This window comes from Agromyces allii (assembly GCF_009749385.1).
Lineage (GTDB): Bacteria > Actinomycetota > Actinomycetes > Actinomycetales > Microbacteriaceae > Agromyces > Agromyces allii.
Genome location: NZ_WBIN01000012.1, coordinates 71,929 through 88,780 on the forward strand (window position 1 = coordinate 71,929; position 16,852 = coordinate 88,780).

The window sequence follows — 16,852 nt, forward strand, 5'->3', positions numbered from 1 at the left end:
CCGCGCCCGCTGGTCTCGAGACGCTCCGCTTCTCGACCGGCGTCCCCCAGACCGCAGGGATGGCGCGGGCGTGACCCACGATGGAAACAGCCCGGAAACCGCGGAGTGGAATTCTCTGGTCATGGCGACACTCTTCGACGGATATGCCACCGCAGGCACCAACCGTGCCGGGCGCCGGCGACGCGCGGGGCGGCCGTGGGACGAGATGTTCCCCGACGGCACGACCGAGGTGCGCGAGCCCTACCGCGAGCTGTACCCGGCGCTCGCCCGCATGTCGCAGGACGAACTGCGGGGGCGCACCGATGCCCTCGCGAGCTCGTACCTCGCACAGGGCGTCACGTTCGACTTCGCGGGCGAGGAGCGGCCGTTCCCGCTCGACGCGGTGCCGCGAGTGATCGCCGCCTCCGACTGGGCGCGCGCCGAGACGGGCGTCGCGCAACGGGTGCGGGCGCTCGAGGCGTTCCTCGCCGACGTCTACGGCCCGCAGCGCGCGATCGCCGACGGCGTGATCCCGGCGGCGCTGATCAGCTCGTCGACGCACTACCACCGGCAGGCGGCCGGCATCGTGAGCGCGAACGGCGTGCGCATCCACGTCGCGGGCATCGACCTGATCCGCGACGAGCAGGGCGACTGGCGGGTGCTCGAAGACAACGTGCGCGTGCCGAGCGGCGTGAGCTACGTCATCTCGAACCGGCGGGTGATGGCGCAGACGCTGCCCGAGCTGTTCACCTCGATGCGCGTTCGACCGGTCGGGGAGTACCCGAACCGGCTGCTGCAGGCGCTGCGGGCGAGCGCGCCCGACGGCGTCGAGGACCCGACCGTGGTCGTGCTGACGCCCGGCGTGCACAACTCGGCGTACTACGAGCACACGCTGCTCGCGCGGCTCATGGGCGTCGAGCTCGTCGAGGGCCGCGACCTGTTCTGCTCTGGCGGTCGCGTGTGGATGCACACCACCGCCGGCCCGACCCGCGTCGACGTCATCTACCGCCGCGTCGACGACGAGTTCCTCGACCCGCAGCAGTTCCGCCCCGATTCGGTGCTCGGCGCGCCCGGCCTCATGCTCGCCGCGCGACTCGGCCACGTCACGATCGCGAACGCCGTGGGTAACGGCGTCGCCGACGACAAGCTCGTCTACACGTACGTGCCCGACCTCATCCGCTACTACCTGGGCGAGGAGCCCGTGCTGCCCAACGTCGACACCTGGCGCCTCGAGGAGCCCGATGCGCTCGCCGAGGTGCTCGACCGCCTCGACGAGCTCGTCGTGAAGCCCGTCGACGGCTCGGGCGGCAAGGGCCTCGTCATCGGACCGGATGCCTCGAAGGGCGAGCTCGACGAGCTGCGAAAGCGGCTGCTCGCCGACCCGCGCGGCTGGATCGCCCAGCCCGTGGTGCAGCTCTCGACGATCCCGACCCTCGTCGAGGACGGCCTGCGCCCACGCCATGCCGACCTCCGCCCCTTCGCGGTCAACGACGGCAACGAGGTGTGGGTGCTTCCCGGCGGACTCACGCGCGTCGCGCTGCCGGAGGGGCGACTCGTCGTGAACTCCAGCCAGGGCGGCGGGTCGAAGGACACCTGGGTGCTCGAGTCGAGCCCGCCGCCCGTGTTCGACACCGGCGGGCTGCCCGTCGTACTCCAGGCCGTCGGCGGCCACCGCTCGGCGGGCGCGCTCGTGGCCGACCAGGCGTCGCCGAACACGCAGCCCGCGACGGGCCTGCACGGTGCACCGGCGCACGCCGTGGGCGAGGCGCGGGAGGGCCGCGAGGCGCGCGAGCCGCGCACCGCGTCGCCGGTCACCTCCTCGCCGCAGGACGAGGACGCCCCCGTGCGGCAGCAGCAACAACAGCAGCAACAGCAACAGCAACAGCAACGAGAACGCGAACGGATGCCGCGGCATCCGCTCATCGAAGGCCGGGAGGGCGCATCATGCTGAGCCGCATCGCCGAGTCGCTGTTCTGGATCGGCCGCTACATCGAGCGCAGCGACGGCACCGCGCGCATCCTCGACGTGCACCTGCAGCTGCTGCTCGAGGACCCGTGGATCGACGAGGACACCGCCTGCCGCGCACTGCTGAGCGTGATGGGCAGCGAGGCCGAGAGCGACGTGCCGCTCGGCCGCGACGACGTGATCACGCTGCTCGCGGTCGACCGCAAGCACCCGGCGTCGATCGCGCACTCGGTCGCCGCCGCCCGCGAGAACGCCAGGCGCGCCCGCGAGATCGTCTCGACCGAGCTGTGGGAGGCGCTGAACCACACGAACGCGCGCATGCCGCATCGCGTCGCGAGCGATAAGACGCACGAGTTCTTCCGCTGGGTGCGCGACCGCTCGGCCCTCGCGATCGGCGTCGTCGACTCCGCGACGAGCCGCGACGAGGCGTGGCACTTCTTCGCCCTCGGGCGGGCCATCGAACGCGCCGACATGACCGCCCGGCTGCTCGCCACCCGCTCCCTCACCGAGGCGAGCGGCCCGAGCTGGACCACCATCCTCCGCAGCTGCGGCGGCTACGAGGCCTACCTCCGCAGCTACCGCGGCGTGCCCTCGAGCGAGTCGGCGGCGGAGTTCCTGCTGCTCGACCGCCTGTTCCCGCGCTCGATCATCTCGAGCGTCATCCGCGCAGAGGAATCCCTGCGCGAGATCGACCCGCGGGCCGGCCGCGTCGGCGTCACCGATCAGGCCAGGCGACTGCTCGGGCAGATCAGGTCCGAGCTCGAGTACCGGCCGATCGCCGACATCCTCGTCGACCTCACGGGCCACATGGAGCACCTGCAGGCCGTCACGTCGTCGACGAGCGAGGCGATCAGGGCGCGGTACTTCCCGACGAGCGTGGTCCCGGTCTGGATCGGAGAGGTCTCATGAGTCGCATCCGCATCGTGCACCGCACGGGATTCACCTACGCCGAGCCGGCGACGGCCTCGTACAACGAGGCGCGCATGCTGCCGCACTCCGACGGGCACCAGTTCGTCATGCAGGCGGGCCTCGACATCCGCCCGGGTGCGAGTCAGCACTCCTACCTCGACTACTGGGGCACGCGCGTCTCGACGTTCGAGGTGCTGACCCCGCACCAGGAGCTCTCGGTGACGGCCACGAGCCTCGTGGAGGTGCACCCGGCCCCCGCTCCGCGCACCGAGCTCGGCTGGGACGAGCTCGCCGTCGCGGCTGCATCGACCGTGACGCTCGTGGAGTCGACCGGCCGTTCGCGGCAGACCGACCCGCCCGACGAGGTGCGCGCGCTCGCCGCGGAGATCGTCGCCGAGGGCGGCAACGTGAGCGAGACGGCGCTCGAGATCTGCCGCGCCGTCGGCTCGTCGATGGAGTACATGCGCGGCGTCACGGGCGTGCACTCCACGGCCGCGGAGGCCTGGGCCGAACGCAAGGGCGTGTGCCAGGACATCACGCACGTCGCGCTCGGCGCCCTGCGCTCGGCCGGCATCCCCGCGCGCTACGTCTCGGGGTACCTGCACCCCGACCCCGGGGCATCCGTCGGCCAGACCGTCGTCGGCGAGTCGCATGCGTGGGTCGAGTGGTACGCGGGGGAGTGGCGCGGCTACGACCCGACCAACCTCGTCGAGGTCGGCGACCGGCACGTGCTCGTCGGCCGCGGCCGCGACTACGGCGACGTGCCGCCGCTCAGAGGCGTCTACGCGGGCCCCGGTGCGTCGGAGCTGTTCGTCTCGGTCGAGATCACGCGCGTCGCCTGACGTGCGGAGGGCCCGCGCGACACGGTCGCACGGGCCCTCCGATCCTGCTGCTCCGCTCACCCGCAGGCGAACGTCGCGTCCCCCCACACCCCGTGAGCACCATTGATGCTCCCGGGAGCCTCGACGATCAGGTCGACGTACTGCACGCCGGTGAGATCGACGCTCACCTTCTCGGGCGCGAACCCGGGCGTGAAGGTGCGCGACTGGTAGCGGTTCTCGCCGTCGACGTCGACCTTGAAGATCACGTTGCCGGCGAAGCCCGCCTCCAGCCCGACCTCGGAGGTGAAGGCGCTGCACGCCCCGCCGACGTAGTACGTGATCTTCGACGCGGCGTGCACGCCGAGTCCCTTCGCGTACGTCGGCTGCTCGCCCGTGACCGGGTCGGTGTAGTTGATCGCGAGCGGCACGTCGGGCGAGTTCGCGGCATCCTTGTTCGCCACGTCCTTGCCGATGACGCCCCAGCCGTTGGTGGCGCTGAGCCACGACAGCCCGGAGGCCGGGACCGTGCCGCTCGGCGGCGTCGGCAGCGGCTGGTCGACGACCTTCCAGTCGAAGATCTTCAGCCGGCTCTCGGTGGGAAGCACCACGTAGGCGAGCTCCTTCGCGGGGTTCAGGCGCACGAGGTTCGAGTACACCTGGTACTTGCCGGTCGGGTACTCGTACACCGCGGGGTTCGTCGCGCTGTTGCGGCCGAGCGAGGTGATCGCGACGCTCGCACCGCCGAGCCCCGACGCCTGCTGCAACCAGTTCGGGAAGAACACGGCCTGCTTCGTCACGGTGCCGTCGGCGTAGTGCAGCTCGAGCTCCGGGTTCACGCCGCCGCCGGACGCGGCGGAGGCGAGCACCGCGAGGTGCGTGCCCTGACCCTGGAGCGCGATCGTCTGCCCGGCGGGCGAGACGGAATCGGCGGCCCCGTCGGGCGCGGGCCAGGTGTACGCGATCGCCGCGTCGCCCGTGCCGACGGTGACCGTCGACCCGGGTGCGACGCCGGCCCGAGCGAGCGCCTCGGCCGAGAAGCTCGCACCGCCGCCGTCGAAGTCCCCGGCCTTGGCCGTCGCGATCTCGGTGACCGCGTCGGCGTTGTACGCGCCGGCCAGCGATCCGTAGGCGATGTAGAGCTGGTTGGCGCCCGAGGCCGAGTACGGCTCGCCCTTCGACGTGTATGCCGCCTCGACCGTGACGGTCTGCAGGTCGGCGGCCGCGGCATCCGTGACTTCGAAGACGAATTCGGCGCTCGCCGAGCCGCCCTTCTTCACGGTGCCGACCTGGTCGCCGCTCGACGACACGAGGCTCCAGCCCTCGGGCGCGACCGGCCTCAGCACGACCCCGTCCTTCGCCTTGGAGCCGGTGTTGCGGAAGGTCGCGGTGACCGTCGTCTGCTCGCCCTGGAAGACGCGCTGGGCGAGGTCCACCGCGACGGATGCCGCAGCGGCGTCCGCGTCCTGGCCGCCCACGCCGCTCGTGTCGGTGAGCGTGAGCCGCACCGAGTCGTCGGCGTCGATCGCGCCGGTCGAGATCACGACGACCCCGCCGGCCTGATCGGCGACGTAGGTCCAGCCGGGGGCCGCGTCGAGCGCGGCGACGTCGTCGACCCGGGGCAGGGTGCGGTTGCCGAGCTTGACCTGCTTCGGCGCCGATCCCGTGTGCGCCTCGACGCGGTACGGCCGGGTGTCGGCCATGCCGGAGTAGTCGCCGTCGCGTTCGCCGATCTCGATGCGCACGGTGCCCTTCTTGCCCGCCTTCGGGGCGTCGACCGAGAACTCCTGCGTGCTCGAGTCGCCGTCGGCGTAGGCGCGCGTGACCTTGTCGTCCTCGTAGAGCTCGAACTCGCTGTCGCCCTGCGGGTAGACCGAGAGGGTGATCGGCGAGTCCTCCGGAACGAGCGAGGCGTTGCGGGCGACGACGCCCTGCGGCACCACCGCTCCGGCCCGCACGAAGATCGGCAGGCGGTCGAGCGGGGCAGGGTGTCCGTTCAGCACCTGTCCACCCTCGTGCACGCGACCCGTCCAGTAGTCGACCCACTGGTCGCCAGCGGGCAGGTAGATGCCGTTGCGCACGGCCGTCTTCGTGAACACCGGCGCGACGAGGTAGTCGCCGCCGAGCAGGAACTCGTTGTTCGCCTCGACGCTGTACGCCCCCTGGTCCTGCGGGTACTCGAGCGCCACCGACCGCATCATCGGCAGGCCGCTGCGGTGCGACTCGGCCGCGAGCGAGTAGATGTAGGGCATGAGCTGCTGACGCAGCTGCAGATACGCGCGGTTGATGGCGGTCGCCTCGTCGCCGTAGAGCCACGGGCGCTTGTCGGTCGACGCCCACCCGCTCATCGAGTAGAGCGCGGGCGCGAACGCCTTCCACTGCAGGTCGCGCACGTAGCTCTCGGCCGATCCGCCGAAGATGCCGTCGACATCGCCCGTCGTGAACGGCAGGCCCGAGTTGCCGGCGCCCGTGAGCGCGGAGACCTGCCAGCGCACGGCGTCGAGGTTGCCCGAGTGGTCACCGGTCCACTGCATGCCGCAGCGCTGCGAGCCCGCCCAGCCCTCGACCATGAGCGAGGTCCCTCGGGCGTCGGAGTACTGCTCGATGCCCGCATGCGCGGCCTCGCAGCCCGTGAGCGCGAGCCGGTAGCCCGACCCCACCCAGGCCACGTCGAGCTTGCGCAGGCGGATGCCGGCGTCGCCGACCTCCGACTCCTGCTCGGTCAGCGATCGCTGGGTCCAGAGGCCCGTCTTCAGGCCGGTCTCGGCCGCGATGGCGTCGACCGTCTGCGGCAGGTCCTGGTACTCGCAGCCGTACCCGTCGTTCACGAGCATCCAGCCCGCGGGCATGTCGTTCTCGACGAAGTCCTTCGCGATCTCGAGGGCCTGGGGGGTCTTGAGCTTCGCCGGGTCCTTCGAGCCCGAGTAGGTGGGGCTCGAGCGGTTGTAGCAGTCGGCGTCGCCGTACTCGAGGGCGTACACCGGGGGCATCATCGGGCGCCCCGTGAGCTTCGTGTACGAATCGAGCGAATCGGTGTAGTCGCCGACGAAGTAGTACGCGTCGAAGCGCTGTTCGGCGTGGGTCGTGGTGTGCGCCGCGAAGTCGTAGCTGCCGGTCGCGAAGGTGTTGCGGAGCACGCCGTAGCCGTTCGAGGACATGTAGTACGGCACCGCGTTCGGGTAGCCGTCGTCGTCCCAGTCGAAGTTCTTGGCCACGTTGATCGTGGCTCCGGTGTGGATGGAGCGGCCGTTCTGCATGCCGCCTCCGAGGAACTGCTCGCCCTCGACGCCCGCGAGGTGCTGGGTGGTCGACCGGCTGCCGAAGGTGAGCGGGGCCGACTCCGACCAGACGACCTCGCCGCCGCGCTTCAGTGTCGCAGCGCCGGTCGCACGGTCGATCTCGAGCGAGACCTTCGACGTCGAGACGGTGATGGGCTTGCCGCGCCGGTCGCCCACCTTGATCGACGTCCCGTCGAAGTCCTCCGTGCCGACGACGATGTTCGCGGTGCGCGCGGGGTCGCCCTCGGGCGTGTTGGCGGGGTCGGTGAACTCGCCGGTCGGCGAGGCCTCCATCCGCAGGGTCAGTGGGTCGAGGAACGTGACCCGGTACGCGCCGTGCTCGGCCTCGAGCGTGACGGTGGACCCGTCGCGGTCGACTCCGGTGATCGCCCCCAACGTCGTGCCGGCGTCGTCGACGGGAACCTCGGGGCTGACCTTGTCGGGGGTGATCGGCGTGGGTCCGGTCGCGGCTGCCGCGACGTCGGGCGACCCGACGGCGAGGGCGATCGAACCGAATCCGGTCATCGCGACGAGGGCCGCGAGGCCCAGTGCGGTGGTTCGCCTGGCTCTGCCGGCGATGGGTGATCGAGACTGCTGCATCGTTGCTCGCATTCTTCAGATTGATGGTTTGTGACGTTTAGAGCGGCCAAACGCTCAAATAGAATCACTTTAAGATCACCCCCGTCAAGGGGTCAGAAGTGATCCGCGCGTGACCCCCGTCTCGGGGTCGGGCGCGATCCGCACGAACGCTGCCATGATGTGCGCATGCCGACGTTCACCGATGCGCACGGGGTCCACATCCACTACCAGGCGTGGCGCGTGCCCGAACCGACGGCGGTGGTGCAGCTCGCGCACGGCGTCGGCGAGCACATCGGACGCTACGGCGAGCTCGTCGCCGCACTGAACGAGGCCGGCTACTCCGTGTGGGCCGACGACCACCGCGGACACGGGCAGACCGGGTTCGAGCAGCACGGCGGCGACCTCGACCGCATGGGTCGACTCGGTCCGGGCGGCCTGCGCGCCACGATCGACGCCGTGCACCAGTTCACCGGCGTGATCCGCGAGACCGAGGGCCATGAGCTGCCGCTCGTGCTGCTCGGGCACTCGTGGGGCTCGCTGATGGCGCAGATCATCCTCAACCGGCATCCGCTCGACTACGACGCCGTCGTGCTCACGGGCACGGCGTACCGCACGCTGTTCGACATGAACGGCGGCGATCTCAACGCCCGGCACAAGCACCTCGGGCCCACGCCCGTCGAGTGGCTGAGCCGCGACCCCGCGGTCGCGCCCGCGTTCATGGCCGACCCGTACACGACCGAGGTCCCCCTGCGGAAGCTGTTCGGCACGCTCGACGCGATGCGCCTGCTCGGGCGTCCGGCGAAGCATCTGCCCTCCGAGCTGCCGCTGCTCATCATGGTCGGCTCCGACGACACGCTCGGCGGCGAGCAGAGCGCCGTGAAGCTCGCGAAGGCCTACGCGCGCCGATCGGGCCTGGTCGACGTGACCCTCGTGGTCTACGACGACGCCCGCCACGAGGTCTTCAACGAGACCAACCGCGAAGAGGTGCGCGCCGACCTCATCACCTGGCTCGACGAGCGCTTCGCGACCGACTGAGCCGGGCGGGCTACATCTTGGCGTGCCAGGGCGGCACGTCGTAGCCGAGCAGGCGGATGCGCGGGTGGTGCGAGGCATCCGACTCGGTGGCCCATGGGTAGACGATCGTCGTGACGTGGCAGTTGCCGAGCACGGGGAGCAGGTCGCGGTAGCCGTCGGGGTCCATGCCCGCGAGCTCGCAGAAGAGCAGGCGGATGAGGGTCGCGTGCGCCACGATCAGCACGCGGCCGTCGGGGAACTCCTCGACGAGCTCGTCGAACACCGGCACAGCGCGGGCGATGCCCGCCCGACCGGTCTCGCCGCCCGGGAACGGATTGCTGGCCGGCGCGCGGCAGAACGCCGCCCACTCGTCGGGGTACTGCTCGACGAGTTCGTCGGGCGTGAGCCCCTCGGCGTCGCCGAAGTCGATCTCGACCAGGCGCGGCTCGCTCCGGACCGGCAGTCCGGTGGTCTCGGCGGCGGGCGCGGCCGAGCGTTGCGCGCGGCTCAGCGGCGAGGCGACGATCGCGTCGAGCTGGGAGTCGACGGCCCACGCGCCGAGGGCGGCCGCCTGCCCGAGTCCGTGGCGCGTGAGCGCGACATCCGAGTTGCCGGCGTACCGATGGTCGGCGTGCCAGACCGTCTCGCCGTGACGTGCCAAGAAGAACGTGGTCATGGGGCCCCCTGCCTCTGCTCCGATCGTAGGGGCCGGGCGCGCGCGACGGGGGGAGTTCGCACGCCCGGGAGGAGTGGATCGGCGGAAGCCTCCTCCCCGGGAGCGATCTCCTCCCGTCCGGTGCTCGGGTCGGCCGGCGGTCGTAGGCTGTCCCTCATGCACGGTGAGTACAAGGTCCCCGGTGGAAAGCTCGTGGTCGTCGACTTCGACGTCGTCGACGGCGTCATCCGCTCGCCCAGGGTCGCTGGCGACTTCTTCCTCGAGCCCGATGAGGCCCTCGGCGACATCGACCGGGCGCTCGACGGCCTCGCCGCGGCATCCGATGCGAAGACCATCGCCGCAGCCGTCGCCGCAGGGCTGCGACCCGACGCGGTGCTGCTCGGCTTCTCGCCCGAGGCGATCGCGGTCGCGGTGCGACGTGCGCTGACGGATGCCACGAGCTGGTCGAACTACGAGTGGGAGGTCATTCACGACCCGGCCGTGTCGCCGCGCGTGCACCTCGCGCTCGACGAGGTGCTGGCCACGCGCGTGGGCGACGGACGCCGCAAGCCGACCCTGCGCTTCTGGGAGTGGGACGAGTCGGCCGTCGTCATCGGCAGCTTCCAGTCCGTGAAGAACGAGGTCGACCCCGAGGGCGCCGAGCGCAACGGCTTCGACGTCGTGCGCCGCATCTCGGGCGGCGGCGCGATGATGATGGAGCAGGGCAACGTCGTCACCTACTCGCTCTACGTGCCGGCCGAGCTCGTGCAGGGCATGAGCTTCGCCGACTCCTACGCGTTCCTCGACGACTGGGTGCTGCAGGGCCTGCGCGCGATCGGCATCGAGGCGACCTACCAGCCGCTGAACGACATCGCCTCCCCATTGGGAAAGATCGGCGGGGCCGCGCAGAAGCGCCTCGGCTCCGGCGGCGTGCTGCACCACGTGACCATGGCCTACGACCTCGACAACGAGAAGATGCTCGAGGTGCTGCGCATCGGCCGCGAGAAGATCAGCGACAAGGGCATCGCGTCGGCGGCCAAGCGCGTCGACCCGCTGCGCTCGCAGACCGGGCTGAGCAGGGCCGCGATCATCGAGGCGCTCATCCAGACGTTCGTGGCGCTGAACGGCGCGACCCGCGGCACGGTCGCCCCCGACGAGCTCGCCGAGGCCGAGGCGCTCGCCGAGTCGAAGTTCGCGACGAAAGAGTGGCTGTACCGCGTGCCCTGAGCCGCCCGCCCTGCCCGCGGCATCCGCCCTGTCGGCCTCGCCGGCCTGCTCCGCCAGCCTCGCGCCGTTCGTGACGGATGAGGAAGGCTCACTCGGGTCGGGTTAGACTCGCCGGATGGATTGGTGGATCTGGCTGGCCGGCGGCGCGCTCGTCGCGGCCGTGCTGACGTACTCGGTGCGTCGCGGTTGGATCGACCTCTCCGACAAGACCCGCAAGGGCAAGCCGAGCGGCAGCGCCGTCATGATGATCGGCGACGAGGTCTTCGCGCCGCGCAAGTACGAGGCGCAGATCGAGCAGGAGCGTCAGGCCCGCCTCCCCGTGCCCGCACCGGTCCCCGGTGACGGCGACAAGGGCATCTCGTACGCCGCGGCCGATGCCGACGACGGCGACCCCGATCGCTTCAAGGGTCGCATCCGCCTCGACGTCGAGCGCTGAACGACGATCTCCTCCGCTACGCGGGAGGGCAGCCGAGTTCGCGCGCGACGGCTCGCGTCGCCGCCTCGGCGGTTTCGATCGTCATGAGGGCGTTGCCCCCGACGATGTGCAGGCCGTAGGCGTCTTCGAGTGCGACGAGCGTCATCGCGAGTTCGTCGTCGTCGAGCCGTGGCGCGAACGCCCCGCTCCGGCGCCCGGCGGCGATGATGCCCCGGTAGGTCGCGAGCTGGCGCAGGTAGAGCTTCTGCACGAGTTCGTCGTGCAGGGGAGACTTGCCGGCGAGTACGTCGAACTCGTAGAGCAGGCTCATGAGCGCGTCGTCGGGGCCGCTCGGCAACCCGCCCGAGATCGCCGCTGAGAGCTGCGCCCGTGGGTCGTCGAGCTGCGCGACCGCGGCGTCGCGTTCGTCGCAGAACCGCTGGACGCCCGCGGCGTGAGCCTCCACGAGCAGGGCGTCGAGGTCTTCGTAGTAGTAGAGGATCGCGCCTCGCGTGAGCCCCGCCGTCGCGGCGACATCGGTCAACGAGAGTGCGCGCAGCCCATGCTCGCGTCCTGCCGCGTAGGTCGCCTCGATCAGCGCCGCGCGGCGCTCCTCCTGCCGCCTCGGCCGTGCCATGCACTTGACACTACCCGAGCCCCGTGCGATGCTCATCGAGTTATTTGACACTGGTGTCAAATAATCTCCAGTCCACGGAAGAGGCCGAAGATGTCAGCTCGACCAGCACAGCACGCAACCCCGGTGCCGCTCGACACCGCCGCGATGACGACCACGGGCGGGCAGCTCTCGCGCTCGCTCGGCGTCGGCGGCAACGTGCTCATCACGCTCTCGGGCATCTCGCCCGCCTCGAGCGTGTTCATCCTCGGCGGCGCAGCGCTCGCCGGCTACGGCACCGGGGTGTTCTGGGGATTCCTGCTCGCGGGCGTCATCAGCATCCTCATCGCCTTCTGCTACGCCGAGCTCGCTTCGCGCCACCCCATCGCCGGCGGCGACTACTCGCTCGTCAGCCGCGTGCTCGGCCCCGCAGCGGGCTCGGCCGTCTTCTTCATCGGGCTCGTCAGCCTGCCGCTCATCATCGCGATCTTCGCCCTCGGCGTCGCCGACTACCTCGGTGTCGCGATCGCGGGCCTCGATCCGCTCTGGACGGCCCTCGTCGTCATCGTGCTCGCCACGGTCACGGCGTGCTTCAACATCCGCACGAACGCCTGGGTGACCGGCGCGTTCCTCTTCGTCGAGATGGCCGCGCTCGCGCTGCTCGCCGTCCTCGGCCTCATCCACATCGAGCGCCCGGTGTCGGCGCTCTTCGATCCGCAGGCGCTCGACCTCGCGACCGGAGGCCTCGCACCGCTCGGCATCGCGGGCCTCGTGCTCGCGGTCACGCAGGGCATCTTCTCGTACAACGGATACGGCGGCGCCGTCTACTTCGCCGAGGAGACGAAGAACGCCAAGCGTGCGATCGCGAAGGCCGTGCTCTGGAGCGCGATCATCACCGTGCTGGCCGAACTGATCCCGCTCACCGCGATCCTGCTCGGCGCCTCGTCGCTCGAGGAGCTGTTCGGCGCCGACCTCCCCGTCGAGACCTTCCTCTCGGGAAGGGCGGGTGAGACGGTCACCGTCATCGTGCTGATCGCCATCGCGCTCGCCATCGTCAACGCGATCATCGCCATCGCGCTGCAGTCGGGGCGGCTGCTGTTCGCGGCAGCACGCGACCGCGCGCTCCCGCAGCGGATCGCCGCACCGCTCGCGACGGTGTCGCCGCGCACCCGGATGCCGATCGCTGCGACGATCGTCATGGGCGTGATCGCGCTCGCCGCCTGCTTCATCCCGTTCGACGTGCTGCTCAATGCGACCGGATCGACCCTCGCCTTCAGCTACGGCTTCATCGCACTGGCCGCGCTCGTCGTCCGGCGACAGACGAGCCGGGGCGACGGCGTCGGCCACGCGGCATCCGCGGATTCGTATCGGATGCCGCTCTGGCCGGCGCCGCCCGTGCTGTCGCTCGTCGCCATCGCGACGATCTTCGTGATCGGCATCCTCGATCCGGCGCAGTGGCTCAGTCTCGGCATCGCGATCGGCATCATCGGGGCGGGCTTCGCCTACTTCTCCCTCTACCTGCGACGCAGCCCCGCGACCCTGCACCTGCTCGCGGGCGACGACGACGACGACGAAGACGACGAGGAGATCGCATGATGCTCGACACGCTCATCACGGGTGCGCGCGTGCGCACGTTCGACGAGACGAGGCCGTGGGCGGAGGCGGTCGGCATCCGCGACGGCCGCATCGCCTACGTGGGCGACTCCGCGGAGGCGCCCAGCGCGCGCAGCCGCGTCGAGGCGGACGGGCGACTCCTCACGCCGGGCATCATCGACAGCCACAACCACCTGCTGCTCGGGTTCGATGAGGACGCCGTCTCCCTCGAGGGGGCGCACACCCTCGCCGAGGTGCGCCGGCGCATCGCCGGGTTCGCGTCCCGGCGTCCAGACCTCGGCTGGATCTGCGCCGAGAACGCGGTCTACTCGATCGTCGAGGGGCGCCGACCGTGCGCCGCCGATCTCGACGGACTCGACGCCGCAGGGCGTCCGGTGTTCGTCACGACCTACGACCAGCACTCCGTCTGGCTGAACCGGCCGGCGCTCGCCGTGCTCGGCATCGCGCAGGGCGGCGACATCGCGTGGGGCCGCCCGGAGCGCGATGCCGCGGGCGACGCGACCGGTTGGGTCACCGACTTCTACACGAGCGCCATGACCGAGGCCGGACTGGCCGAGCTCCAGCGCGACATCCCGATGTACTCGCCCGAGCGCAGATACCGGAAGCTGCGATCGAGCATGCGGATGGCGACGGCGCTCGGCATCACGACGGTCGTCGAGCCGCAGGTGCCGCTCGCCGAACTCCCGCTGTTCGAGCGTGCGCTCGCCGAGGGGGTGCTCACGTCGCGTGTCATCGCGGCGCTGTTCCACCCGGTCGGTGCCGACGGTGCGTTCCGCGCCCGCATCCGAGACACCGTCGACCGATCGAACGCCGAAGCGGATGTCGCGGGGCTCCTGCGCCTCGGTCCGGTGAAGCTCTACGCCGACGACGTCATCGAGCCGCACACCGCGCTCATGCTGGCCGACTACGCGAACCGACCCGGTGTGCGCGGCAGGCCCAGTTACCCCGGCGATGCCGGGCGCGAGCTCGTCGGGGTCATCGGCGAGCTCGACCGACTGGGGCTGCAGACGCACACGCACGCGACCGGCGACGGCGGGATCCGGCTCGCGCTCGACGCCATCGAGCAGGCGGCCCGTGCGAACGGCACCGTGGATCGTCGGCACGGCATCGTGCACGTCGAATGCCTGCATCCCGACGACCTCGACCGGTTCGCACGTCTCGGGGTGACGGCGGCGATGCAGCCCCGGCACTGCTCGCCCGACCTGGTCGCGGGCACCTGGATGGAGAACGTCGGCGAGGAGCGGTGGAGTCGCGCGTGGCGGTTCCGGAGCCTGCTCGACTCGGGTGCGACGGTCGCGTTCTCGAGCGACTGGCAGGTCGGCGAGATGGATCCGCTCGTCGGGCTCTACTCGGCGGCCACGCGTGCGGGCCTCGACGGCTCGCAGGGGTGGACCGCCGACGAGCGGGTGGGCCTCGACCGCTCGCTCGAGGCGTACACCGTGCACGGCGCCCGCGCCTGGCACCTCGACGGTGCGCGCGGCCGGATCGCGCCCGGCATGGACGCCGATCTCGTCGTCTGGTCGAGCGACCTGTACCGGCACGAGCACGATCCGGCCGGACTCCTCGGCGAGCACGCCGAGACGACGATCGTCGGCGGGCGCGTGGTGCACTCGCTCGGCGCCGTCGTCGACCGGGTGGGAGCGCCGGTGGCCGACGATCCGGTCGCCGCCGGTGGAGCGGCCCCTGATGCGCATGTGCACACGCACTGAGACGCGAGTGCGGCACGCGAGTGCGGGCGGCGGCGCGCTGGCAGACTGGAGCCCGTGACCCACGACGAACCCGACCGCATCATCCACGCGGACAACCTCGCCGTGCTGCCGACCTTTCCCGACGGGCGGTTCACGCTCATCTACCTCGACCCGCCGTTCAACACCGGTCGGGCGCAGGCGCGGCGCTCCACGAGCCACGTCCGGGTCGAGGCGACGGATGATGCGGGGCCGGCCGCATCGGGAACCGTCACCGGGTTCGCGGGCAAGCGCTACGAGCGCATCCGCGGCGACCTGCTGCGCTACGACGACCGCTTCGACGACTACTGGGGCTTCCTCGAGCCGCGTCTCGTCGAGGCCTGGCGCCTGCTCGCCGACGACGGCACGCTGTACCTGCACCTCGACTACCGCGAGGCGCACTACGCGAAGGTGCTGCTCGATGCCCTGTTCGGGCGCGAGTGCTTCCTCAACGAGCTGATCTGGGCCTACGACTACGGTGCGAAGGCGAAACGCAAGTGGCCGACGAAGCACGACACGATCCTCGTGTACGTGAAGAACCCGTCGAAGTACTGGTTCGACTCGACCGCCGTCGACCGCGAGCCGTACATGGCGCCGGGGCTCGTCACGCCCGAGAAAGCCGAGCTCGGCAAGCTGCCGACGGATGTCTGGTGGCACACGATCGTGTCGCCGACGGGCAAGGAGAAGACGGGGTACCCGACGCAGAAGCCCGAGGGCATCCTGCGGCGCATCGTGCAGGCGTCGACCCGAGAGGGCGACTGGGTGCTCGACTTCTTCGCCGGCTCCGGCACGACGGGCGCCGTGGCCGCGACGCTCGGGCGCCGCTTCGTGCTCGTCGACGAGAACCCCGAGGCGATCGGCGTCATGCGTGCCCGGTTCGCGAACATCGAGGGCGTCGAGTTCGGCTGAGGCGGTCGCCCGTGGGCGAGCCCGCGCTCGTCAGCCCAGGAACTCCGGCGGGAGATCATGGATGTACGGCGCGGCCGTCGCCTCGCCGACCTCGCCGTTCGGGGTGCTGAAGGTGATCGTGGTGTACTCGGAGATCGAGTAGTCGCCGAGGATCTCGGTGTAGAAGTCGGCCGCCCGACTCGTTCTGAACGACTCGAGGTCTTCGGGCGCATCGGCGATCGTGCCGAAGTACTGCAGCGTCCCGGTCTGCGTGTACGTGAACGTGGTGCTGCCGCAGGCCCGATTGATCCCGACCAGATAGCTCTTCCAGCCGTTGCCGCTCGCCGGCTGCATCGTCGACTGCTCGAGCAGTTGGCCGAGGCTGCTGCCGGTCCCTCCGTCGAGGTACCAGAGCAGGCGGTCGTTCGCCGCGTCGTCGACGGTGCCGTCCGATGCGAGTTCAGCAGATGCGATCGCGGGGCCCTGCAGGACCACGGTCGTGCCGCGCGGGGTGGTCACCTCGATGTCGCTGCCGAGGGTGCACGACATGATCGACAGGAGCACGATCGAACCGGACTCGTCGGTGACGGTCGTTGCGGAGAGCTCGTCGGCCGCGTACGTCTGCTGTGTCCACCCCGGCCCGCCGTCGAGCTCCCGTGAATTCACCGGGAGGCCGAGGATCTCCTCGATCCGCGCCGACGGGGCGCCGACATGGACCGATGCGAGACGCTCGGCGGTGGAAGTCGGGGTGCTCTCGGGGGGTGGTTCGGGTTCGGTCGGTGCAGCGGAGCTCCCGCCCGAGTCGGGCGCCTGAACCCACTGCAGTCCGAAGCCGACGAGTGTGCCGAGCGCGACGAGCGTGCCGAGCACCCAGGCCGCCGTCTTCGCGCCGGGGCGCTCGGTCCAGTGAGGCCGGGTCGATCGACGTGGTGCCGCCATCCGAATCAGCGCCCCCTCCCCGGAACCGGGAATCTACGACGATCGTGCCACGGATCCCGCACGCGATACCAGAGCCGGCGCGGCAGCGCGACTCGGTCAGGCGGCCACCACGGAGGAACGGGAAGGGCGCGTCTGGCGGTCGGCGGCGGCCTGCGACATCCGCAGGTCGTAACCGGATGAGCCGGTGCGACGCGGGCGCGCCGCCCTTCTCGTAACCCCCACTGGGGGAGTAGCG

General features: G+C 70.9%; 13 protein-coding genes. 9 read left to right on the forward strand and 4 right to left on the reverse strand.

Annotation, left to right across the window (positions count from 1 at the left end; all coding sequences use genetic code 11):
• The first annotated feature begins 121 nt into the window (after window positions 1–121).
• From GQR16_RS15330 to GQR16_RS15340, 3 genes are read left to right on the forward strand one after another with little or no spacing between them, the layout of a single operon-like run.
• Window positions 122–1,930 (forward strand): circularly permuted type 2 ATP-grasp protein, encoded by a 1,809-nt coding sequence (locus GQR16_RS15330; protein WP_157416037.1) that lies wholly within the window; start codon window positions 122–124, stop codon window positions 1,928–1,930.
• Window positions 1,924–2,853 (forward strand): alpha-E domain-containing protein, encoded by a 930-nt coding sequence (locus tag GQR16_RS15335; RefSeq protein WP_157416038.1) that lies wholly within the window; start codon window positions 1,924–1,926, stop codon window positions 2,851–2,853. The genes GQR16_RS15330 and GQR16_RS15335 overlap by 7 nt, the downstream gene beginning before the upstream one ends.
• Window positions 2,850–3,695 (forward strand): transglutaminase family protein, encoded by an 846-nt coding sequence (locus GQR16_RS15340; RefSeq protein ID WP_157416039.1) that lies wholly within the window; start codon window positions 2,850–2,852, stop codon window positions 3,693–3,695. Before GQR16_RS15335 ends, GQR16_RS15340 begins: the two co-directional genes overlap by 4 nt.
• A 56-nt stretch (window positions 3,696–3,751) precedes the next feature.
• Here GQR16_RS15340 and GQR16_RS15345 read toward each other — a convergent pair whose 3' ends face one another.
• Entirely contained in the window at window positions 3,752–7,549 is a 3,798-nt protein-coding gene (locus tag GQR16_RS15345) for an NPCBM/NEW2 domain-containing protein (protein WP_246200872.1), read from the reverse strand.
• A gap of 165 nt (window positions 7,550–7,714) precedes the next feature.
• On the opposite strand from GQR16_RS15345, the gene GQR16_RS15350 reads away from it, so the two are divergent.
• Complete coding sequence (locus GQR16_RS15350) at window positions 7,715–8,563, forward strand: alpha/beta hydrolase (protein ID WP_157416041.1); 849 nt, start codon at window positions 7,715–7,717, stop codon at window positions 8,561–8,563.
• A 10-nt stretch (window positions 8,564–8,573) separates the two neighbouring features.
• On the opposite strand, the gene GQR16_RS15355 is transcribed toward GQR16_RS15350, so the two are convergent.
• Entirely contained in the window at window positions 8,574–9,218 is a 645-nt protein-coding gene (locus GQR16_RS15355; protein WP_157416042.1) for a histidine phosphatase family protein, read from the reverse strand.
• Window positions 9,219–9,374: 156 nt separating this feature from the next.
• On the opposite strand from GQR16_RS15355, the gene lplAB reads away from it, so the two are divergent.
• Together lplAB and GQR16_RS15365 are read left to right on the forward strand one after the other, a co-directional pair.
• The gene (gene lplAB, locus GQR16_RS15360; protein WP_157416043.1) at window positions 9,375–10,424 is read left to right on the forward strand and encodes a lipoate-protein ligase LplAB; all 1,050 of its coding nucleotides are present in this window, start codon (window positions 9,375–9,377) and stop codon (window positions 10,422–10,424) included.
• Between the two features lie 115 nt (window positions 10,425–10,539).
• Window positions 10,540–10,860 carry a hypothetical protein gene (locus GQR16_RS15365; protein WP_157416044.1) on the forward strand — a complete coding sequence of 107 codons (321 nt, stop codon included), beginning with the start codon at window positions 10,540–10,542 and terminating at the stop codon, window positions 10,858–10,860.
• A 16-nt stretch (window positions 10,861–10,876) separates the two neighbouring features.
• Here the strand turns inward: GQR16_RS15365 and GQR16_RS15370 are convergent, their stop codons facing one another.
• The gene (locus GQR16_RS15370; protein WP_157416045.1) at window positions 10,877–11,476 is read right to left on the reverse strand and encodes a TetR/AcrR family transcriptional regulator; all 600 of its coding nucleotides are present in this window, start codon (window positions 11,474–11,476) and stop codon (window positions 10,877–10,879) included.
• Between the two features lie 90 nt (window positions 11,477–11,566).
• Between GQR16_RS15370 and GQR16_RS15375 the strand changes: the two genes are divergently transcribed.
• Genes GQR16_RS15375 through GQR16_RS15385 form a run of 3 tightly spaced genes read left to right on the forward strand, consistent with a single transcriptional unit; the run spans window position 11,567 to window position 15,699 of the window.
• Entirely contained in the window at window positions 11,567–13,048 is a 1,482-nt protein-coding gene (locus GQR16_RS15375) for an APC family permease (protein ID WP_211373541.1), read from the forward strand.
• Complete coding sequence (locus GQR16_RS15380) at window positions 13,045–14,775, forward strand: amidohydrolase (RefSeq protein ID WP_211373542.1); 1,731 nt, start codon at window positions 13,045–13,047, stop codon at window positions 14,773–14,775. Before GQR16_RS15375 ends, GQR16_RS15380 begins: the two co-directional genes overlap by 4 nt.
• A gap of 45 nt (window positions 14,776–14,820) precedes the next feature.
• Entirely contained in the window at window positions 14,821–15,699 is an 879-nt protein-coding gene (locus GQR16_RS15385) for a DNA-methyltransferase (protein WP_157416046.1), read from the forward strand.
• Between the two features lie 30 nt (window positions 15,700–15,729).
• Here the strand turns inward: GQR16_RS15385 and GQR16_RS15390 are convergent, their stop codons facing one another.
• Complete coding sequence (locus GQR16_RS15390) at window positions 15,730–16,617, reverse strand: hypothetical protein (RefSeq protein ID WP_157416047.1); 888 nt, start codon at window positions 16,615–16,617, stop codon at window positions 15,730–15,732.
• Window positions 16,618–16,852 lie beyond the last annotated feature (235 nt).